We start from the raw sequence: 20,568 nt of genomic DNA, 5'->3' as shown, positions 1-20,568 counted from the left end.
TTACAGGAATGGCTCCTTTATATATGAGAAGGCAATACGGCATCACAGCAAGGGCTAGGGAATGGTGCACTGGAGATGAATTCCCCCTCATTGTTCTTCCACTAAATTAAAAATATAATTTATAGGAGTGGTGAGTATTATGGCATACACATATTCACAAATTGCAGCATCTAACGGAGTCGTTCTGCATTCAATCAAAACATCCCCAAACAGCGTCTACATGAAGGCTCTTCCCGGTGGGTCCTCGATTGCAAATCAGAATACAGATGGTATCAACGGTAGTTTCTTCGATTTCTCTACTGGTGCATTGCTGACGATTGCCGTAAACAATGACGTTCCAGTCGGTGGTAGCAAAGGGGCATACGGCTCAGGTTATGAGAACGCAAAATACGCTCGGGGTACGCTGGTATGGGATTCTCGTGAAGGCGAGTTCTCTGTTCAGGTGGTGAGCTCGGCAGCAAGTCTTGCTGTAGTAAGTCGCAATCAGTATTGGGCGCAAGGTGGAATCAGTATGGGATTGAATAACGAATCCGGATGGGCCGCTCAAGCGGATAAAGAAAATATGCCAAACCGCACAGGTTCTACAGAGCGTGCAGGTTTGGTATATAATAACGCAAAGAATGTCTGGCTCGTTGTTACCAACACAAAATGCACGGCTGCACAGTTCCGTACTGCAATTAAAGAAAAAGTTGGTTCCGGTACGCTGGTGAACGGTATCTTCCTAGATGGTTCTGGTTCTGCACAAATGAGAGCAGGAACCGTTAAGGCAAGCGGCGATGGACGTAAAGTTTTCTCCATGGTTGCCTTACGATAATCTCAAAATCAAGTAGAGGGTGCTCGCCAGCCCCTCTTCACCCTAAAGATGCCTGGGACATACAATAGAACGAAGGCATCATTCGATTGATGTCTTCTTTTTTACATAATTTAAAAAATAGAGTAAATTATTATAAAGGCATTGCAACTTTCTTTAACATAGGATTCGTTATAGAAAGAGAAAGGATGTGTTAATCTAAATATGAACAAACCTGCTCAAATTATTTCTATTCTTATACTTTCTGCAAGTGTAAGTGTATTTGCTGGTTGTGGAAAGCAGGAAACAACAGGTACATCCACTAATGAAACAGTACCACCAGCCTCAGAATCGGTCGTAAAAGAAGGACCAGATCAATCAGTTGCCCTGCAAAACTTGGACGAAATCAAATGGAATGAAGTTAAAGACCCTCTGATTGAGGATGCCATGATAACAAAACTCAAATCGGCAATAGCCGCCTTTGTGTCAAAAGATTTGGATCAATTCCATGCTGCGCTCGCTCCAAACGTTGGAACAGCTCACGATTATCTCTTCGATCATCCGGTGAAGTTTACTGGTATTGCCGAAGCTGTAAAAGAAAATGATCGGATATTGGTACCTGTTATAGGCGAACGGCTTAATAAAGAAGAAGGATACTCACCTGATATACGGTATACCTTCTATTTTGAAAAAGATAAAGATGGAATATGGAAAATTGTTTCAATTGACTAATTAATTCTCATTCCATGCCAAGCAAAAAGACGTTCTGATTTGATCAGAACGTCTCAGATTGTCGAGAAACCCAGGTCATTTTACGGCCTTGGGTTTCTTTTTATGTTCAGGCAGATGCAAGATCGGGAAAACGAGGAGGTTACCCCCGCTTTTCTAGGCGATCCAGGTGGATCGCCATCTTCTTCATGTTCTGCACAGCTGCCGTCATCAGAGCCTGTTCCCTGACGTTCGGAAGTCCGCGCAAACGGCAATAGCGAAACCCATGGAGCTCTTTAGCGTCCGCGAAGCTTCGCTCTATCGCCTCTTTTCGTTTGCGGTACAACTTCTTGCCAGACTGACTAAGTCGGTTGTTCCGCACCCATTCCTTGCTGTCTTCCCAGACGTGCCGGGTCACCACCTTTCGGTGGTTTCGGGATTGTGTACACTGGCTTAGCAACGGACAACCTTTACAATGGTTTGGATCGGAAGCATACTGCCGGTAACCCTTGCGGTCTGTGGTTCGGTAATTCAATTCGTGACTCGCCGGACAAACATAGAGATTTCGTTCAGCATCAAAGGTAAACTTCCACTTTGGAAACAATCCTTGCTTAGGATGAAATCTTCGGTGTGCAATGACAGCAAAAATCCCTCGTCTTTGTAGTCCTCGACAAATGGGCGTGGTTAAATAACCTGAATCAAGCGCCACGGCTTCGACCTTCAATCCAAAGCGCTCTTGCTGGCGGTCTAAACGCGACAAATACGGCACGGAGTCATGAACATTTCCGGGTGTCACATGTACATCGGTAATCAGATTGTATTTCGTATCAACCGTACGGTGATCCAGATAAAAGAAGCCTTCTGGTTTACCATCACGGATCATATAACCACTGTCTGGATCGGTTTTGCTCACTTTTATTTCTTTCTCCTCATTCACTTCCTCTCTGGGTTTCAGGGCTTTTTTCCGTGCTCTTTCCGGTCTTCAGCCACAGCGGCGTTGAGTTCGTCTACGTAATCTTTAGTATTTTGCAGCACTTGTTGTTTCGTGTACTGGTGTTTATTCGCATTTGCTTTCACATGAGTGGAGTCAGTCACAAGAACACGTCCACCGACCATCCGGTGTGAAATGGCCTGAAGGACGATCTCATCGAAAATATCTTGAAAGATGCTCGTATCTTTAAATCGGGTTCGACGGTTCCAGCTAATGGTCGTGTGATCTGGAACCTTGTCCGTTAAACCCAGTCCTAAAAACCAGCGGTAGGCCAAATTCGTTTGGATCTCCCGCTCCAGTTGACGTTCGGATCGGATGCCATAAAAATACCCGAGAAAAATCATTTTAAATAAGATAACGGGATCAACAGCAGGACGCCCGTTATCTGTACAGTAAAGCGGCCGAACTTTTTCATTGATAAAGGAGAAGTCGATAAATTTATCTACTTTGCGCAGCAAATGATCTTGAGGGACCAACTCTTCGATGGAAACAAACTCGTACGCTTGTTGTTTTTATCGGTTGGAACGTAACATACACAACACCATCCGTTCTAAAAATAGTTACCTATATTATATAACATTAACGCGGTGTCGTCTTAAATCTTTTAGGCATAAAGAAAGCTGTCGAGACTTTCTCGACAGCCTGAGGGCCGAAGGTAGTTCCTTCGGCCCTTTGCTGCTGTTAGTCTTCAACAGAACTGATGTATCGAGGCTCAAAATACCTCTTTTCAGACTTGAAAAAATATTCTTCCCCTACGACTAGATGAGGAATAACGGATTTTGATGAGATATACAATTTCTTATATTCACCACCGTTAGCAGGATTACTCTGTATGACCAGGTAATCTTTATTTTTCTCTACTAATTTAGCGACTTCATGAACTGGAGATTTGTAATTAAAATAAATCACACCAATAAGTAGTGAAAAAAATATAATTCTTAAAATAAAGGCAGCAGTTTTGTTTTTTGTAATCAACACATCAATCACCTCCATTAATTGATCATTATACTATATCTATGATATTATTGGGAGTAGAATTACAATATTATTCCATTTTGGAGGTAAAAGATGAAAAAGAAGACAGGATTACTCTCGCTTGTGGTAGTTGGACTCCTTGCATTTTCTCAAGGCTCAGTTAGCGTGGCTAGTGCGGCAGAAATGGAGGTAATGGACTATACTCCACTGAAAATTGACAACAATCTAACGGTTAAAAAATTTTCTGATGGCCGTATTGAGCCGATTGAGAATGCAAAATCTTTGACGGAGAAACAACAAGACGAGGTCTTAAGCGAAATGGGTTATACCGAAAAAGAAAGTGAAGAACTCTCTGAGGCAGAGAAAGTTTATCTCATTACTGAGGGTGGAGTGAAAGTTAAAGTAACCCAAAGTGAAATGGTTCACAAATATTTTGATCTTAGTGGTAAGGAACATATAATTACACCAGAAAATGAAGCTGAAATCAACAAAATCAGAGAAGCTGATTTGAAAAAAATAAAAGGTGATAAGTTCAGCACATCTGCGATGGGATCTGTTAACGACGGTACTTTTTCAGGCACTTCTTCAATTCATTATATGGGGAAAACAGCAAATGGTAGAGAGTTCAAGTATTCATACGGAACACATTTTAGCTGGAGCAACATCCCTTGGTTTACCTTAACAGATAAGGTTGCGCATGCTTTCCAATCCCATACTACTGCCATTGGGTCAAAAGCCGAATTCTTTAATCGTACAGCAAATGGAAACTGGCATGATGGTGAATTTAGTAATATTGACCAGTCACAAACTTTGGGAACTATTGGGTCAGTCCGCTTAATACCCATCAAAGAGCAATACGGAACTTTATATACTGAAGTAAGAATACCAGTAGCGCATGATGGTAGTACAGGTAGCTTTGCCAATAGTTATGCTCATGCATATAGTGAAGTACCATTCGCTATATCTTTAGGTTCAGTGAGTATTACTGGGACTGGATTAGGCGATTTTTGGAGTTGGAGAAGCAATTTCACAATTGGTCAATGGGACTAGTAATATTTTTGACTGGAAAATGACCGCTTTATGGCCCGCCACTGGACTTTTGCTGTGGTAAATTTGTATCATGGAAAATCGAATAAGGAACACGTCGCTGCTTTCGAGCCTCGGTGAATCAGGTCGGCCAATGTGCCGACCTTTTTTATATAATCCTTGCAGAATCTTTGGAACTCTTGCAGTTCTTGCTCCATATGAAAAAAAAGTAGAAGGATATAAATTTCACTTTGTAGAAGGATGCTGTTATGGGGAGGCGTTGTTTCATTGGGTTTCTGGCAATTAATAATCGCGTGGATGTGCACCGTTTGTTTGGTAATCATTTCTAAAGATAGGGTTAGCAAGTGGCTGCTCTATCCTTTGTCACTGGTATGCATATTGGGTACATTGGGTTTTTGGGTTTATAATCAATAAATTGGAAAATAGAGGAAATCGGAGCATTTAAAAAACGAAGCAACGTAATGAGTCTTGAAATTTTGACTCCAAGCACGCAATTCCGTTAGACGCCCTGTCATTCCTCTATCGCTCAACTATGATTTTAACGACTACTACTTCCCAGTCTTACTTTCCTTCCAAATAAGAAACAGGCTCTTTAACCTCTACTTTGGTGCCGCCAAATTCATCTTTAATGTATTTTTGGGTATCCTCGTTATGATACAGATCTGCTAACTTTTGAAGTCCTTTGTCATTCGCCTTATCCGATGAAGTGACCAGGACATTGATATTATTTTTGGTCGCCTGACTGATCTCTTCGTGGAACAAGGAATCCTTCAGCACATTCAGTCCACCCTCTAGAGCAATCGTGTTCCCGATCAACACCAAGCCTACATCCTGAATCACACGAGGACCCGTTTTATCGTCGATCAGCTCAAATTTCAGGTTTTTAGGATTGCTGGTGATATCTTTGACCGTGCCTAAAGCGTCATCAAAATCTGCTTTCAGCTTAATTAGGCCAGACGCCTCCAACAGCTTCAAGCCTCTTGCCGTATTGGCCGGATTATCTGCCAAAGCCACCAAAGCCCCGTCCGTCACTTCATCAATGCTTTTGAATTTTTGTGAGTAGATGCCCATCGGCTCCAGATAGGTTGTAGCAATAGCCTTCAAATCCGCCTTACTTTCCTTATTGTAGGTAACGAGATAAGCCCACGACTGGAATGCATTCACGTCCACTTCGCCTTCTTTGGTGGCATTGTTCGTTTCGATCCCGCCGTTAATTTCCTTCACTTGAATGTCCAGCTTGGCATCCTTGGCTGCTTGAGATTGGGCAATATGCTTCCAGATCTGTGCGTCCGATCCCATGGAGCCGATGACTATTTTCTGTGTTTCCGAACCGGAAGTGGAGCTGGCACCACTACTGTCAGAGTTTTTATTGCCACATCCTGCAGCTACTAATAATAAACTGATTCCTAATAGTAAAACGAATGATTTCCTCATCTCTACTTCCCCCCAGATCTTGCTAGTGCATCGTCATTCCGCCTGTAACATTAATCGCTTGTCCTGTCATATATGCGGAGAGCGGACTTGCCAAAAACAGTACCACATTAGCGACATCCTCCACCTCAGCCGTTCTTCCCAGAGGTACCTGAGAACAATCTTCCTCGTATATTTCTTGAGCGGTCATTCCACGAATGACGCCCCCCTCAATCCGTTCCCGATGCTTCATCGGCGTTTCTACAATGCCGGGACAGACCGCATTAACCAAAATATTTTGCGGCGCAAGCTCAATCGCCATAACCTTGGTTAATCCGAGAACCGCATGTTTGGAGGCGCAATAGCCCCCCATCGCCCGATATCCATTTTTTCCAGCCTGCGAAGCGATTTGAATAATTCGTCCCGGCTTATGAGCGTTCACCATTTCTTTGGCAAAACGTTTGGACGCTACATACAATCCAGTTGAATTTATAGAAAATACCTTCTCCCAGTCTGCTAACTCACTATCAATGACATAGTCCATTGTGGAAGTGCCCGCACAGTTTACCAATATGTCAGGGACTCCCGTTTCACTGAACAGAACATTGCACCATCTCTCAATATCGTCCGGCCTGGAAATGTCCAAATGAGTTTCAACCAACTGCGGATGGACCACTCGATACGGCTCTTCATAGGAAATATCAGCAGAAATCACTTTGGCCCCGCTTTGAATGAACAGCGCCACAATTCCCTTGCCTATACCTGACTTGCCGCCTGTCACTACCGCTGTCTGATGAGATAAGTCGATCGAAATCATAGATTTTAAAATACTCTTTCGAAAGGATCTCGGCTAATTCCAGCTTCCAATACAATTTTCACATATTCCTGTGCCGAGAAAAGGGAGTGGTCCTTGTAGTTCCCGCATTCTAAAGGCGTGACAGCCGGAACCTCCGTCGTTTCCAGAATTCTTTTCATGGTTTTTTCCAAAGCGACTGCAATTTCCTCGGGCTCATGTTCATTCCAAAGAATCAAATAGAACCCGGTTCTGCATCCCATCGGAGAAATATCAATAATCCCTTTAATTTCATCTCTCAAATACGTCGCCAACAAGTGTTCCAGCGTATGTACAGCGGCTGTTGGAATTGCATCTTCATTCGGCTGTAAAAATCTCAAGTCATACTTTTGGACTGTACTTCCTTTTTCGTCATGCTCTACTCCGGCTGCTCTTACATAAGGGGCTTTTACAATCGTGTGATCTAATTGAAAGCTTTCTACTTTTGCCATTTGTCTCGACCTCTTTTTCTGTAATTTATATTGAATAGATGAATTAACAGAGCTTCATGTAATTTTTAAAAAAATGCTTCAAAGCAACATTTCAGCAATTATACATCGGTTTACTCGGTTTTACAATATAAATTGTTATCCTTTTTTTCTTCCCACCGCCTCTTCTCCTTTGCCTGTAGGTTTTGACATAGTGTACAATATATACGGTAGTGCATATTTACGAAATAGATCGAGGACATCGTAAGCCTCACTTAGGAGAATGGCCTGTGAATGAACCGGATTGGAAGCACTTGAATGCTGTCCCTTTGCCCTTACAGGAATTTCAGCTACAGCTGGAGCAGAACGGAGTTAACGCCAAGCAACTGGAGGAATGGAGAAAGATCCCCGTCCTTTATCAGTTGGCTCTGGAGGAATTAAAGAACAAAATCAAGCTGATTCAGACCGAATGGAAGCTGATGGACGGCTTTAGCCCAATTGAGCATATCAAGACCCGAATCAAAGAGCCTCACAGCATTGTGGAAAAGGTTCGACGCAAAGGCTATGAGGTCACCCTGGACAATATACTGCGTGAAATTCATGACATCGCGGGTATGCGAGTTGTGTGTGCTTTTGTCAAAGATATTTACCGCCTGATGGATCACCTGCGCACACGGGAAGACATCCGCATTCTGGAGATCAAGGACTATATCGCCCAACCCAAGCCCAACGGCTATCAGAGCCTTCATGTGATTGTAGAAGTTCCGCTAATTCTGTTTGAAGGTACGCGCTGGATCAAGGTTGAAATTCAGCTCCGCACACTGGCTATGGATTTCTGGGCCAGCATGGAGCATATTTTGTACTATAAGTTCGATAAGAAAGTGCCTGAGCATGTCGTTAACGGATTATCCGAGGCTGCGCGTGCAACCTATGAGCTGGATCAGAAAATGCTAAAACTGCGCGGCGAAATCTTGTCGCTCAGTGAGGAGCAAGATCAAGCAGAATCCTCGGAGCAGCCAACTGCTGCGGAATCCTCTTCGAAGACACTCTCCCACGCCACGGATCACATCGAATCCCGGCCGCAGACCTGCTAGGCATGGGTGTATATGATCCTTGAACATTGGGCTGAGGCATCAACAGCCTCGATTCAGCTTCAGCATTGCAAATTTTGCGTTATGAGGATTTTGCAAAATCCTGATTATTAAATAAAGAGCGCTCAAAACCACTTTTATCGTGGCTTGAGCGCTCTTTTGCTCTATATTTTTTCGTCTTGCTCTATTTCTTTTATCCAGAGCTTATTGCTTCTCACGGATTTCTGTGCTGATTTTCTCAACGATATCCGCAATGCTGAGCGATCCCAGATCGCCTTCGCCCCGTTTGCGAACCGCTACAGTACCGGATGTTTTTTCATTTTCCCCGATGACGAACATATATGGAACCTTCTCCAATTGTGCCTCGCGGATTTTATAACCAAGCTTCTCATTGCGAGTATCTACTTCGACACGCAGACCTGCTTTCAGCAATGCATCCTGTATCTCATTGGCAGTCTCAATATAGTTCTCGGATACTGGCAGCAGCTTCGCATGAACAGGAGTCAGCCACAATGGGAATGCACCTGTAAAATGCTCAGTCAGGATGCCCATGAAGCGGTCAATAGAACCGTAGATGGCACGGTGAATAACGACTGGACGGTGCTTCTGGTTATCCTCGCCCACATAAGTGAGGTCGAACTTCTCAGGCATTTGGAAGTCCAATTGGATCGTTCCGCACTGCCAGCTGCGTTTGAGCGCATCGAGAATGTGGAAGTCAATTTTCGGACCGTAAAATGCTCCATCTCCCGCATTAATACGGTAGTTGATGCCTAGGTGATCCAGCACGTTTTGCAGAGCTTGTTCCGCTTGATCCCACAGCGCTGGCTCGCCCATAAAGTCATCCGGACGCGTGGACAACTCCACTGTGAAGTCAAAGCCAAACACACTATACATTTCGTTAATCAGCTTGATTACGTCCGTAATCTCTTGCTCAATCTGACCCGGAGTAACAAAAATATGCGCATCATCCTGACAGAATGTACGAACACGCATCATACCGTTCAACGCACCGGACAGCTCATGGCGATGCACTTGTCCAAATTCGGAGATACGAATCGGCAGATCGCGGTAAGAATGAAGCTCATTTTTAAACACAAGCATATGCCCTGGGCAGTTCATCGGTTTCAGAGCAAATGTAGTTTCATCTACTTCGGAGAAGTACATATTTTCCTTGTAATGCTCATAGTGTCCCGATTGCTCCCACAGACGATTGTTCATCATCAGCGGTGTGCGTACTTCCTCATAGCCATGCAGGCGTTGAATTTCGCGGGAGTAATCCTCCAGCGCAGTACGGACAACCATACCTTTAGGCAGGTAGAACGGCATACCCGGTGCTTCCTCGGAGAACATGAACAGCTCCAGCTCTTTACCCAGCTTGCGGTGGTCACGTTTTTTCGCTTCCTCCAGCAGGTGCAAGTGCTCATCCAGCTGTGCTTTTTTCGGGAATGCAGTTCCGTAGATACGTTGCAGCATCTTGTTGTTGGAATCGCCTCTCCAGTATGCACCTGCTACACTCAGCAGTTTAAAAGCTTTAATGCGGCCTGTAGATGGCAAATGCGGGCCACGACACAGGTCAAAAAATTCGCCCTGATCGTAGATCGTGATTTCCGCATCCTCTGGCAAATCGCGAATCAGTTCCAGCTTCAACGGATCTTCCAGCTCTCCGAAAATACGAGTTGCTTCCTCACGGCTAACGACACGACGTGTAATCGGCAGATTCTCCTGAGCGATCTTCGTCATTTCCTTCTCGATCTTCGCCAGATCGTCAACGGACAACGGGTTTCCGATATCAATGTCATAGTAGAAGCCACTGTCAATGACTGGACCAATACCCAGCTTTACGTTTTTCTCACCGTAAATGCGTTTGAGGGCTTGTGCCAGCAAATGCGCTGTGCTGTGACGATAAATTTCCAGACCGTCCCCGCTATCCAGCGTAATAATTTCCAGGTCGCTGTCCTGCTCCAAAACAGTATTCAGATCCACAGCCTTCCCATTCACTTTACCTGCTACTGCATTCTTTTTCAGACCGGAGCTGATCGAACCCGCCACGTCGGCAATGGTTACACCCTGCTCGTACTCCCGTACCGCTCCATCTGGCAATTTCACTTGAATACTCACGATTAAAGCCTCCATTCAAATTGTAGGTACATGCTATATATCAAAATTGAACGCAAAAAAACGCCTCTCTCCCTCAAGGGACGAGTGCGTTCAGCTCGTGGTTCCACCCTAGTTCGGTCCGCTCCTGCACGTACATTCATGTTCATTAAACATGTTCATGCACGACATGCGTGACCCTCCATTGGTATCCGTTAACGGGGATAAATCGGTAGGCGCTTACTGATGTCACTGTCACATTGCACAGCTACAGGTTCAACGTCACGGCTACAAAGGGGTAACTTCACTTGCGGTTGCCGGAAAAGCTCTCAGCCAAGTCTTTTCTCTCTGAACGGCCCTTCAAGGAAATCCTGTCTTTGGTCAATGCCTTGAATATCACTATATGCTACAGCATTATAGATCAAATCCGCAGCTATTTCAAGTGGGCGTTTATGTACATCTATTTACATCATTCCAAAAGCTCTGTAATATAAACCTATCTAGACGATATCGTACAGAAAAAAAAGAGAGGGGGAAGAAAAGATGCCCAAAATCATTGTCACAGAAGAGCAATGGATTCAGGAAGGAATTGGACGGTTTGAACAGGGTGGAATCGAGCAGCTCGTTATCGAAAAAATGGCTGTTTCTTTAGGATGCAGCAAGAGCAGTTTTTATTGGTATTTTGACAATCGGAGCAGCTATATTAGACAGATTGTTGAGACGTGGAAGGAACAGACAACACAACAGGTTATTGCATCGTCCATTGTCCATGCTACCGCAGACGAACGAATCAGAGACGTGCTGACCCGAATGTTTGGGACGACGAAACGGGGAGACTTCCTGTTTTATCTACGGAAGCTGTCATTGAAGGATGATACGTATCACTCCATTCTGGATGAAGTGGAACAGATGAGAACGGAGTTTATGCAGCAGTTATTTATCCAAAAGGGTATGCAGCCAGAGAAAGCCTTCCAGAGATCATGGATGTTGTACCATTATTACTTAGGGTGGTATGAGCGGCACAAACAAGAGACGTTAAGTGATGAAGCCATTCAGCAGCATGTTCACATGATTTGGACGGAGTGGATTTCAATTTAAGGAGGATGTCATATGTTGGAGCTTCTCACATGGGCGGTTGGCGGAATTCTTTTTATATTGAGTGGAATGCATGTATATTGGGCATTTGGCGGGAAAAGAGGATCTAAAGCGGCGATCCCGAGCACAGGAACGGCCTTACTCTTTGAGCCTTCTAAAACAGGTACGACGATTGTAGCCATTTTGTTAGCTTTAGCAGCCGGGTTCGTCTTGGAACTAGGGGGAGTTACACCCTTCCTGCTTTTTAAGTCCTTCTATTCCTACGGAGCAGGCTTGTTGTCGTGTTTATTTATTTTACGTTCTATAGGTGATTTCAAATGGGTAGGGTTCTTCAAGAGAGAGAAAGGAACCGTTTTTGCAACATGGGACCGTGTGCTCTATTCCCCCCTTTGTTTCCTTTTGGGAACAGCCATTTTAATGATTATGTTCTTGCGTACGGAGTAAACACGATCTGTAGTCATATTGAATCTGTCTCTACACTCGCAGAAGCTTATATGTCGTTATCTTCGGACAGGGGTTCGACTCCGCTCGCCTCCATTTTGCTAAATCCACAATCGAGTGAGATTGTGGATTTTTCATTTCCTGAATTACCTGCACTCAATAGGGAAGATGTGATGGGTATGAGCTGCACGTTGAAAACGAGCAACACTACTCTACCAGCTTTTCAGACTTCAGCACCATGTCTCGTAACACGTGAGCGACTCGACTTTTCCCACTCTTTGCTTTCTTTTTTATCCATCGTAATGATTTTTTGTATGCATGAGTATGGTTTGGTTGAACGAACTGCCTGGCTGCCATTCGCAGTGTTCTCCTCAACAGCAGCGCTGACGAACGTGTTTGCTTGGATCGGCTTCCCCTGCGCAGTACCCGCAACGTATTTTTGTAAGTCTCTAAATCCAGGGATGGATGTACAAGGGCGAATAAATTTAACGAGGAGTCATTGAATCCGTAGGTTTCAAACATAATTCTTAGATTTTCCATATTTAAAACGTTTCCTCTGAGGTGGGTTGGATGCTCCTGGTGATATCCGACTACCTCTTTGATGCAATAAAAAGGGATTTTCAATCGATGCAGCCTGTAGCCAAGGTCCCAGTCTTCGAGTCCATAGAGTACAAACCGTTCATTGAAACCTCCAATACGAGCCAAATGGCTGCGTCTGATGGATACACAACGTGTAACTAATAACGTCCAAGGAGCTACATCCGTTTTGGCAAATTGCTTTTTAATATTTGGGGGAACTCTGGAAGGGATCATAACCTTGGACAATGCATCCGTTTGATGAAGGATATCGTCTGGCGTTATGATCGGAATAATTTCATTCGCTACTTCAAAGTCCGCACTCCATAGGTTGGATTGTGTAAGTGTATTACGAAAATGTTCTTTTTCCGCAGGGGAAAAGTCAGGGTAATAATGGGTATAAGCATCATCCCACGAGTGAGGGAAGCCTGAAAGCACGGCTTTGGGGTATTTGCGGTGATAACGGCTCACAATTCTAATGAATTCAGGTAACACCAAAAAGTCAGCATCGCAGAAGATGATGTATAGCCCTTTGGCACGGCGCAGTCCCAAATTTCGAACGGCAGATCGACCGCGTTGTTCTGGATGGGACACATAGATAAGAGGATAGGATGCTTTGAAGCCTTCGACCATTTCTTTCGTTCCATCTGTAGAACCGTCATCAGCTACAATCACTTCGAATAGATGCTTCGAATAGGTTTGTGTTTCAAATGAAGCGAGCGTGAGCAACAGCTGCTGGGCTCGATTATAGGTTGGAATGACGATGCTGTAGCGGAAAGCCAATGTGATCTCCTCCCCATTTTTTAGAAAACCTTTAAATAAGATGAATGATAACAATATATTCAATGACTTTAGCCTGGTATAGTCAAACACCCTCTAAAGATTGAAACGGGCTTGATTTTATTGGAGATGTATTTTGGAGCCGATGGGGGAGCGGCCAATGACTCCGCTGTATACCTTTATTCACCAGGGTCTATACTAATCTTTTGCAGCAGGGCGATAAGCAGGTCTTCTTCCTCATCAGATAAATTATGGACAAGATCAGCATTGAACTCATCCAAGATTCCTTGCAGGACAGGATAAACTTCTAATGCCTTGGTCGTTGGGAACAAAAGATGGGAGCGTCGATCATTCGGGTCCGTTTCTCGCTCAATGTAACCTGATTTCTCCAATTGTTTCACAGAACGCGCAGTGGTTGCTTTGTCAAATTTGAGTTCATTCGTCAACTGTTCCTGTGTAATGCCCGGATGCTGCAAAATAAGCTTTAAAAAGCTGTGTTGGCCCCCGCTGCCGATCCCATAAGGAGCCAGTTTTTGGGACAGTATTTTTTGATTTCGCCGGTACAGGTGGGAAATCAGCTTTCCAATCGGTTTTTTTCTCATTAAATACACCTCAGTGGCTTAAAAATGACAAATCTTCAGGTAGGACCAAGGCACATTTTACAACAATATTGTTGCATACGCAACTAAATTGCTGTACACTAAAACCGTCATTTAGTTGCGCGTGCAACTAAATGGTAATGTTCAACGATGAAGAGGTGCTAATCATGAGTTCAACCGCTACAGCTGCCGCAACGTATCAGGAAAATAGCGAAATCCAGAAGAAACGTTGGATGATTTTGATTGTATTGAATCTGTTTACGTTTATGTCCACGCTGGATGGAAGCATCGTCAATATTGCTCTACCCGTGTTGTCCCGCACGCTGAATTTACCCGTAGCACAGATTGAATGGGTCACAACAGCCTATTTGATGGCTATATGTGCAGCCATTTTATTTTTTGGCAAGCTTGGAGATATGGTCGGCAAAATTAAAATATTCAAGATCGGCACAATCGTGTTCATCCTTGGCTCACTGCTGTGCGGTCTCAGCCATTCGCTGCCCATGCTGCTGATCTCCCGAATCATTCAGGCGCTCGGAGCATCCATGACCATGGCCAACAGCCAGGGAATCGTCACGGATATCTTTCCTTCCACCGAACGAGGCAAGGCACTCGGCCTAATCGGAACCTTCGTTTCCCTCGGCAGTATCGCGGGACCCAGCTTGGGTGGTATTATCGTCTCTTCGCTAGGCTGGCCATATATTTTCTGGGTCAATGTACCGATTGGTCTGGTGGCCGTTGTTCTCGCTCAGTATTCTGTGCGCTTTTCTCGTATTCACCGCTAACTTCTGCTTTAATATTATTTCGCCTTTCTATGCGCAGAATATGCTGAACCTGTCGCCTTTTTATGCAGGGTTCCTGCTGATGCTGTTTCCCATCTCCATGATTATCGTTGCCCCTCTCAGCGGTGCGCTTTCAGATAAAATAGGGTCTGAGCTGCTCACCTTTGCCGGACTGGTAGTCATGGTAGTCGCCCAGATTGGCTTGGCTCGTCTCCATGCAGGCAGTCCCGTTCCGTTTGTGGGTCTTTGGATCGCTATGCTGGGTATCGGCAGTGGTTTATTCCAATCGCCGAACAATTCGCTAATCATGTCCAAGGTGCCCCGCACGCAGCTCGGCTCAGCCGGGAGTGTCAATTCACTAGTCCGCAACGTCGGCATGGTGGTGGGGATTACCTTGGCCACGTCGATCCTGTTTTATATCATGAGCAAAGAGGCTGGTTATCGAGTCACCGGGTTGGTTCCGGGTCACCCGGAAATTTTTCTGGCAGGAATGCATGTGGTCTTTATGACTTCCGCGTCCATTTGTCTGGTGGCGGCACTGCTGACAGGCTGGCGGCTGATCGGGTCCAGACGGGCAAAGGTACAGGAGGAAAAGCAATAAAGGAGTCGAGAGGAACGAAAACGCGCATAGACAAAATAGTTATTGTGGAATTAAGATGATGAGTATTCCGTACGAAGTACGAACATGGAATAACAAGCAACATTTACAATTTAAAAATGAGATATAAGGTGGCGCTTAGATGAAGTATTGCTATGAATGTGGAACAAAACTAATGGTGAAGGAGTGTGAAGGCGAAGGCCCTATTCCCTATTGCAATACATGCCAGGTCTTTCGGTTCCCGATATTCAGCACTGCAATTAGCACCGCTGTAATCAATCGGCAAAGAGATAAAGTGTTGCTCATACAGCAGTACAATATCAAGGATTTTATTTTGCTGGCTGGTTATGTGAACAAGGGCGAATCCGCCGAGCAGACATTGGTGCGCGAGGTTATGGAAGAAGTGGGATTGCAAGTGGATGAGTATAAATATATGCGCAGCGAGTATTTTGACCGAACCCATACACTGATGCTGAATTTTGTATCCATTGTGAACGATGACAAGCTGGATGTTCTCAGCGCAGAGGTGGATCAAGCACGTTGGTTTACGCTGGAGGAAGCCAAACAGGCTGTTTTGAAAAACAGCTTGGCTGAATCCTTCTTGCTGACCATTATTCAACAGATCGAAGCTGGATTCATTTGAAGTGATTCAAACCAAGCGGAACTGTGATCCGCAAGAGGGTTACTCTTTTCAGGAATCCATCTTATGGGCCACAGTTTGGTATGCTTGCCCCTACACTTCCACTAAACATCCGTTCTCTTTCCAGGATTGCAGTATTTGTTCGAGGACCCATTGGTTTTTGTACCCGTCCTCGAACAATGGGGCACGATCCACGGACTCTCCCCTTGCCAGCTTCACGAAGTCTCCATAGGCCGTATGATCATAGATAGCAGGGACAGCCCAATTCTCGTATTCGGCATTCGGATGCTCCGAATCTCGCAGCACAATGCGAACATTTTCCCGGTTGTTGAGACTGGCGTGCAGCGCACCGAGCTCGCCATAGATATCAACTTCGATTTCGTGGCGTTTGCCAATGGCATTTTTGTGGGTGATGAACGTGCCGACGGTATTATCCCCTATGATTCCATGGAAAGCAGCGAAGTCTTCCACATCTACTTTTACAGGCAGACCTGTGATCGGATCAGTCCGCTCGGGTGTAATCGTATGTAGCAGCGCCGCGACGCTTTTAAATTCACCCACCAGAAAACGGGCCAGGTCAATAATATGCGAGGCTGTATCGCCCACGACCCCGGAGCCTGCCTTCGCTAAATTATGGCGCCATGTATACGGATGTTGACGATATGGTGAGAATGCATCCATCAGATATCGAAATTGAATGTTATAGATGTTGCCCAGCTTGTGTTCATCCAGCAATTGCTTGGCATATTGGAAAGCAGCGCCGTAACGATGCTTATAATGAACCAGAAAAGGCACCGGGCTCGCCGTATACAGCTTTTTCAACTGATGCGCTTCCTCCCACGTGAGTGTCAACGGTTTTTCCGCCAGTACAGCTTTGTGTTCTTCCAGTGCAATACGAATGATGTCAAAATGCACATCGTTGGGTGTCAGCGACAGAATCGCATCCACCTCCGGGTCACGGATTAAGGCTTCATAATGGGGATATTGCTTGGAAGCAGAAAGTTGCAATTGCTTACCCAGCAGTTGAAGGCGATTGGGGTTCACATCACTAATGGCCACAATAGAAACCCCTGAGATGGTTTGCAGGGATCTAATGTGATATTCAGCGATAAGGCCCAGGCCGATGACACCCATACGAATGGGTTTGGTTGGGGAGATGGAGGTACTCATGTGATCAGAATTCCCTTCTCTTCAATTTGGCTTAATGCCTGCATCAAATTCCTTTTTGCTATGCAGTATCACCCGTAGCTTTGCAGAATAGTCCCCACAGAAACGATAGTGGTCCATAAATTAAAAAAAGGACCAGCAATTCCGATGTCCGGTTTCGCAGATCCTTTCACACCTTCTCTATACCAATCCTCATTACAGAGCTACATCAAAAATGTGCCTACCACAAAAGACACCCCGACGATGATCGAGCGCAGCAGTTGCGCCAGAGCCACATTGCCGTCGGCAATTTCTTATTATCGTTATAACGTATCAGCAAGCTGAACATAAAATATCCTACGATTAATATGGAAATAAATAATATATTTGATCAGGATTCGAATTAGAATTTAGGCTCACGTCATGGTATCATCCCTGTCCAGGACGTGAGCCTTGTTACTATCTATCTGGAATAACAAACGACACGGTTGTTCCTTCATTAACACGGCTCACGATCGACAAGCCTTGACCGTACAGCTGCTGCAATCGCCGATTCGTATTAGGGATGCCAATGCCTGCTTTTTCACTCTGAGCCGCATTTTGCAATTGATTGACCTGTTCCTGCTCCATTCCCTTGCCGTTATCTTTAACTTCAATAAGGGTGAAGCCCTCCCGGCGAGTAATGGACAGCTGAATCGTACCGCCTGCGTTTCGGCTGAGAAGACCGTGTTTGACGGCGTTTTCGACCAGCGGCTGAATTGAGAGCGGAGGAAGCAGCAGCCGCATGCCCGCCTCCACCTCCCATGTAATCGACAGCCGATCCCCGAACCGCGTTTTTTCGATGTATAGATAGGCTTCAACGAGCGCGAGTTCATGGGCCAGCTCTACTAACTCCCCCGTATTGAGATAATCAAAGCTAATTCGTAAAAAGGACGAGAAGGCCTCACCCAGCTTGCGCATGCTTTCCGTATCGATATCGCTTAACACCATTAACGAATTAAGGGTGTTGAATAGGAAGTGGGGCTGGATTTGCGCTTGCAAATAGGCAGCCTCCATACGTAGACGCTCTTTAATGGATTGCTTTAGGGCTATCAATGCCCTGATCCGATATTTTAACTCCAAAGCGTCTACGGGCTTCGTCACATAGTCGCTTGCCCCTGCTGAAAATCCGGTGTAAATGTCCGCTTGCTGGCTGCGTGCGGTAAGGAGCAGCACAGGAAGCTCTGACATGGAAAACTGCTCTCTAACCTTCTGTGTTAATTCATAGCCGGACATTTGCGGCATCATAACATCGGCTATGATCAGATCCCACTGCCTGGTCCCCAGCAATTCTATCGCCTCCTGTCCGGAACGAGCGGTAGTAATGTTATAAGGCTCCGTTGAAAGGATACTGACAAGAACATTTAGATTGACCGGATTATCATCAACGGCAATTATATAGGCTTTTTCCTCCTTTAACAGCGGCGGCAGTGCGGCGGCAGCTTCCATTTCCCCAATGGATTGCGGAAAAAGAAAGCCGGCAGGCACCTCATCTATTATTCCCTTCGTTTGATCCTGAGCAATAGGGACCTGATTGGGTTCAAAATCTGCTGCGTCTGCTAAAGGCAGATTAAAGCTGAAAACGGAGCCCTTTCCCAATTTGGAGCGAACCGTCAAGTCGCCATTATGCAGCTCGACAAGCTGCTTGCAAATGCTTAAGCCCAGTCCGATGCCCTGCTCACCGCTTATTCCATCAGAGCCTTGCTCATAAGGGAGAAAAATACGCGACAGGGTCGCCTCATCCATGCCGGGCCCCGTATCGGCAATATGAATAACAGCCTGCCTGTCCCGAATTTCGGCTGAGACGGAGATGCTTCCCTCCTCGGTATATTTAAGCGCATTATGCAGCAGGTTATACAAAATTTGAACGAGCCTTTTCTCATCCACCAATACCAAAGGCAGCGATTCCGGTATCTCCATATGCAGTTCGATTGGCTTGCTTTCCTTCATAAATTGCAGCATTGCGACAACGCCAGGAGCGATGGACTGAATGCTGAGGGGCTCCCGCTGCAAAACAATGCGCTGTTCCTGAAGCCGAACGACATCGAGAAGATCGCCAAGCAGCTGTGACATCCGTCTGCTGATCGTAATGAGCAGCTGCATATCCTCAAGGCTGCTTTTCGCAAGCCTGGTCTTCTCTTTGGTGACAACGTTATAAGCGATGTTCATAATACCGTGCAGCGGCGTGCGGAGTTCATGGGACGTATTAGCCAAAAACTGGTCCTTAATTTTATCCGCTTTTTGTAGCTGCTTGTTCAATTCCATGTTTTCTATCGAATTTCGAAAATACTTTTTAAACCAATAGGCAGAAAAGCCAGTAATAGCAAAAATAATGTCGATGGGATAGTAGACGGTCGTAACATCTCTCGCGCTCTCAGCAATACTCCACAGTAAGTTGGATAAGATGTTTGCTGCGGAGAACAGCAAGAAAATGACGTCATTATCTTTATTTTTTTGCAAAATCATCGTTCCTACTATGTATATAAACCAGACGAATGATATGAAATTAATCGTATGAAATACATTGAAATGGACAATTGTATAAGCAATATTGGCTGGTGAGACCAGGAAAATGCCAGTAAGAGCAACATTCGCTGCAATGTAGGTTTGGAACCACTTTTCTCGCAGCGGGGCCGCGTTGAAGCTTTTGAATAGCAGAAGCAGAAACACATTTTGCCACAGCAGAGAGATCAGTCTAATTTTGATTGCCCATGTATAGTTAATCGGCAGCCATAACAAGAGTATATTATCTTGACTTACTAGAATCGTAATGCCAACGGATATCGTTAACAGCGCTGCGATCAACAAGGTCCTCTCTCTTGAGCTGAATAGATAGAGAATGCAAGCATACAGGCAATGAAGCAGCAGAATAAGAAAAATGAACAGCTGAAATCCAATCGAGTACCAGCGTACAAAATCAATAGTGGCCGCAGTGCCAAAGCGAATCGGAGTTACAATGCCGCCCTTATAGGGGTTATCGAAATTTGCCGCACGAATGACCAGTTCAATCTCGGTCACTCCTTCTGTGTCATAAGTAGAGGTAAAAGAGATGCTTTTGGGTGTATATTCATTTGCAGCGTCGGCTAGCTTGCCCATAGTGGCAAAATTTTTTCCATTAATTTCAATTTCCGATGCCGCCTCAATATTTTTAAACCAGAATGAAACAGGAGTCTGAAGCGAATCAATCAAAATGCGAAGACGATACGTTCCATACCCGTACGAGTTGTTTGAATGCTGCTGAAGCGCGCTCCCCCAGTCACCTGGTACGGTAACATGGCTTGCTTCGGGTTCCGTCTCCAGAAACTCGTCTCCCGTAACAAAATTTCCAGGATAAAACTGCCATTCTCCATTCAAATAGAGCACAGGGGAATTTTCCAGATCAATACCGCGCAGGTCAAGCACGCCGCCAACAGCACGGGGCTGGTGGTCGGATACGGGAAAAACGACAGACCACGCCCATCTCATGCTGACTAATGCAGCAAAAATAAACAGCATGATGGTTATAT

The 20,568-nt window shown here is 45.1% G+C and carries 17 protein-coding genes and 2 pseudogenes; 8 read left to right on the top strand and 11 right to left on the bottom strand.

What is annotated here, in order from left to right:
• The first annotated feature begins 139 nt into the window (after positions 1–139).
• On the top strand, positions 140–814 hold the full coding sequence (locus ACIFO6_RS02415; RefSeq protein WP_430037724.1) for a hypothetical protein: 675 nt from the start codon (positions 140–142) through the stop codon (positions 812–814).
• A 201-nt stretch (positions 815–1,015) separates the two neighbouring features.
• Positions 1,016–1,522 carry a hypothetical protein gene (locus tag ACIFO6_RS02410; RefSeq protein WP_430037721.1) on the top strand — a complete coding sequence of 169 codons (507 nt, stop codon included), beginning with the start codon at positions 1,016–1,018 and terminating at the stop codon, positions 1,520–1,522.
• A 139-nt stretch (positions 1,523–1,661) separates the two neighbouring features.
• Here ACIFO6_RS02410 and ACIFO6_RS02405 read toward each other — a convergent pair.
• Together ACIFO6_RS02405 and ACIFO6_RS02400 are read right to left on the bottom strand one after the other, a co-directional pair.
• Positions 1,662–2,974, bottom strand: a protein-coding gene (locus tag ACIFO6_RS02405; RefSeq protein WP_430037730.1) for an IS1182 family transposase whose coding sequence is annotated in 2 segments (ribosomal slippage) — positions 1,662–2,452 and positions 2,452–2,974 — 1,314 coding nt in all. Because the reading frame shifts where the segments join, the coding sequence is not laid out codon by codon here.
• Between the two features lie 196 nt (positions 2,975–3,170).
• Positions 3,171–3,467: a hypothetical protein gene (locus tag ACIFO6_RS02400; protein WP_430037719.1), complete on the bottom strand. Its 297-nt coding sequence runs from the start codon at positions 3,465–3,467 to the stop codon at positions 3,171–3,173.
• Between the two features lie 90 nt (positions 3,468–3,557).
• Here ACIFO6_RS02400 and ACIFO6_RS02395 point away from each other — a divergent pair, with 90 nt between their 5' ends.
• Positions 3,558–4,514: a hypothetical protein gene (locus tag ACIFO6_RS02395; RefSeq protein ID WP_430037716.1), complete on the top strand. Its 957-nt coding sequence runs from the start codon at positions 3,558–3,560 to the stop codon at positions 4,512–4,514.
• 558 nt (positions 4,515–5,072) lie between these two features.
• Here the strand turns inward: ACIFO6_RS02395 and ACIFO6_RS02390 are convergent.
• Genes ACIFO6_RS02390 through ACIFO6_RS02380 form a run of 3 tightly spaced genes read right to left on the bottom strand, consistent with a single transcriptional unit; the run spans position 5,073 to position 7,205 of the window.
• The gene (locus ACIFO6_RS02390; RefSeq protein ID WP_430037713.1) at positions 5,073–5,945 is read right to left on the bottom strand and encodes a MetQ/NlpA family ABC transporter substrate-binding protein; all 873 of its coding nucleotides are present in this window, start codon (positions 5,943–5,945) and stop codon (positions 5,073–5,075) included.
• A gap of 22 nt (positions 5,946–5,967) precedes the next feature.
• On the bottom strand, positions 5,968–6,738 hold the full coding sequence (locus ACIFO6_RS02385; RefSeq protein ID WP_430037710.1) for an SDR family NAD(P)-dependent oxidoreductase: 771 nt from the start codon (positions 6,736–6,738) through the stop codon (positions 5,968–5,970).
• A 5-nt stretch (positions 6,739–6,743) separates the two neighbouring features.
• A complete protein-coding gene (locus ACIFO6_RS02380; protein ID WP_430037707.1) occupies positions 6,744–7,205 on the bottom strand; it encodes an S-ribosylhomocysteine lyase in 462 nt (153 codons plus the stop codon).
• A 266-nt stretch (positions 7,206–7,471) separates the two neighbouring features.
• Between ACIFO6_RS02380 and ACIFO6_RS02375 the strand changes: the two genes are divergently transcribed.
• On the top strand, positions 7,472–8,275 hold the full coding sequence (locus tag ACIFO6_RS02375; protein ID WP_430037704.1) for a GTP pyrophosphokinase: 804 nt from the start codon (positions 7,472–7,474) through the stop codon (positions 8,273–8,275).
• A 201-nt stretch (positions 8,276–8,476) separates the two neighbouring features.
• On the opposite strand, the gene thrS is transcribed toward ACIFO6_RS02375, so the two are convergent.
• Positions 8,477–10,390 (bottom strand): threonine--tRNA ligase, encoded by a 1,914-nt coding sequence (gene thrS / locus ACIFO6_RS02370; protein WP_430037701.1) that lies wholly within the window; start codon positions 10,388–10,390, stop codon positions 8,477–8,479.
• A gap of 519 nt (positions 10,391–10,909) precedes the next feature.
• Here thrS and ACIFO6_RS02365 point away from each other — a divergent pair.
• The gene (locus ACIFO6_RS02365) at positions 10,910–11,464 is read left to right on the top strand and encodes a TetR/AcrR family transcriptional regulator (RefSeq protein WP_430037698.1); all 555 of its coding nucleotides are present in this window, start codon (positions 10,910–10,912) and stop codon (positions 11,462–11,464) included.
• 12 nt (positions 11,465–11,476) lie between these two features.
• On the top strand, positions 11,477–11,905 hold the full coding sequence (locus ACIFO6_RS02360) for a DUF3995 domain-containing protein (RefSeq protein ID WP_430037695.1): 429 nt from the start codon (positions 11,477–11,479) through the stop codon (positions 11,903–11,905).
• A 204-nt stretch (positions 11,906–12,109) separates the two neighbouring features.
• Here the strand turns inward: ACIFO6_RS02360 and ACIFO6_RS02355 are convergent, their stop codons facing one another.
• Positions 12,110–13,261, bottom strand: coding sequence for a glycosyltransferase family 2 protein (locus ACIFO6_RS02355; RefSeq protein ID WP_430037692.1), 1,152 nt, complete (start codon positions 13,259–13,261; stop codon positions 12,110–12,112).
• Positions 13,262–13,437: 176 nt separating this feature from the next.
• Positions 13,438–13,860 (bottom strand): MarR family winged helix-turn-helix transcriptional regulator, encoded by a 423-nt coding sequence (locus ACIFO6_RS02350; RefSeq protein WP_430037689.1) that lies wholly within the window; start codon positions 13,858–13,860, stop codon positions 13,438–13,440.
• Between the two features lie 164 nt (positions 13,861–14,024).
• Here ACIFO6_RS02350 and ACIFO6_RS02345 point away from each other — a divergent pair.
• Positions 14,025–15,240: pseudogene (locus ACIFO6_RS02345) on the top strand (MFS transporter).
• 139 nt (positions 15,241–15,379) lie between these two features.
• Positions 15,380–15,880 (top strand): NAD(+) diphosphatase, encoded by a 501-nt coding sequence (locus tag ACIFO6_RS02340; RefSeq protein WP_430037686.1) that lies wholly within the window; start codon positions 15,380–15,382, stop codon positions 15,878–15,880.
• A gap of 90 nt (positions 15,881–15,970) precedes the next feature.
• Here the strand turns inward: ACIFO6_RS02340 and ACIFO6_RS02335 are convergent, their stop codons facing one another.
• The 3 genes and pseudogenes from ACIFO6_RS02335 to ACIFO6_RS02325 form a co-directional block, all read right to left on the bottom strand.
• Positions 15,971–17,047, bottom strand: a complete 1,077-nt coding sequence (locus tag ACIFO6_RS02335; RefSeq protein ID WP_430037683.1) for a Gfo/Idh/MocA family protein — start codon at positions 17,045–17,047, stop codon at positions 15,971–15,973.
• Positions 17,048–17,247: 200 nt separating this feature from the next.
• Positions 17,248–17,337 (bottom strand): annotated as a pseudogene (locus ACIFO6_RS02330) (DUF350 domain-containing protein); the annotation flags it as partial.
• A gap of 145 nt (positions 17,338–17,482) precedes the next feature.
• A complete protein-coding gene (locus tag ACIFO6_RS02325) occupies positions 17,483–20,557 on the bottom strand; it encodes an ATP-binding protein (RefSeq protein WP_430037680.1) in 3,075 nt (1,024 codons plus the stop codon).
• Between the last annotated feature and the right edge of the window lie 11 nt (positions 20,558–20,568).

Source organism: Paenibacillus sp. NRS-1781 (assembly GCF_050467745.1).
In the GTDB taxonomy this organism is placed as follows: domain Bacteria; phylum Bacillota; class Bacilli; order Paenibacillales; family Paenibacillaceae; genus Paenibacillus; species Paenibacillus terrae_A.
Note: the sequence above shows the minus strand (reverse complement) of the source record. Positions and strands in the feature narration are given on the sequence as shown.

Excerpts from the sequence above, each read along its gene's own strand:
- ACIFO6_RS02395 (WP_430037716.1), top strand. The coding sequence starts at position 3,558 with ATGAAAAAGAAGACAGGATTACTCTCGCTTGTGGTAGTTGGACTCCTT.
- ACIFO6_RS02335 (WP_430037683.1), bottom strand. The coding sequence starts at position 17,047 with ATGAGTACCTCCATCTCCCCAACCAAACCCATTCGTATGGGTGTCATC.
- ACIFO6_RS02390 (WP_430037713.1), bottom strand. The coding sequence starts at position 5,945 with ATGAGGAAATCATTCGTTTTACTATTAGGAATCAGTTTATTATTAGTA.
- ACIFO6_RS02415 (WP_430037724.1), top strand. The coding sequence starts at position 140 with ATGGCATACACATATTCACAAATTGCAGCATCTAACGGAGTCGTTCTG.
- ACIFO6_RS02385 (WP_430037710.1), bottom strand. The coding sequence starts at position 6,738 with ATGATTTCGATCGACTTATCTCATCAGACAGCGGTAGTGACAGGCGGC.
- ACIFO6_RS02350 (WP_430037689.1), bottom strand. The coding sequence starts at position 13,860 with ATGAGAAAAAAACCGATTGGAAAGCTGATTTCCCACCTGTACCGGCGA.
- ACIFO6_RS02340 (WP_430037686.1), top strand. The coding sequence starts at position 15,380 with ATGAAGTATTGCTATGAATGTGGAACAAAACTAATGGTGAAGGAGTGT.
- ACIFO6_RS02360 (WP_430037695.1), top strand. The coding sequence starts at position 11,477 with ATGTTGGAGCTTCTCACATGGGCGGTTGGCGGAATTCTTTTTATATTG.
- ACIFO6_RS02365 (WP_430037698.1), top strand. The coding sequence starts at position 10,910 with ATGCCCAAAATCATTGTCACAGAAGAGCAATGGATTCAGGAAGGAATT.
- ACIFO6_RS02380 (WP_430037707.1), bottom strand. The coding sequence starts at position 7,205 with ATGGCAAAAGTAGAAAGCTTTCAATTAGATCACACGATTGTAAAAGCC.
- ACIFO6_RS02410 (WP_430037721.1), top strand. The coding sequence starts at position 1,016 with ATGAACAAACCTGCTCAAATTATTTCTATTCTTATACTTTCTGCAAGT.
- ACIFO6_RS02325 (WP_430037680.1), bottom strand. The coding sequence starts at position 20,557 with ATGCTGTTTATTTTTGCTGCATTAGTCAGCATGAGATGGGCGTGGTCT.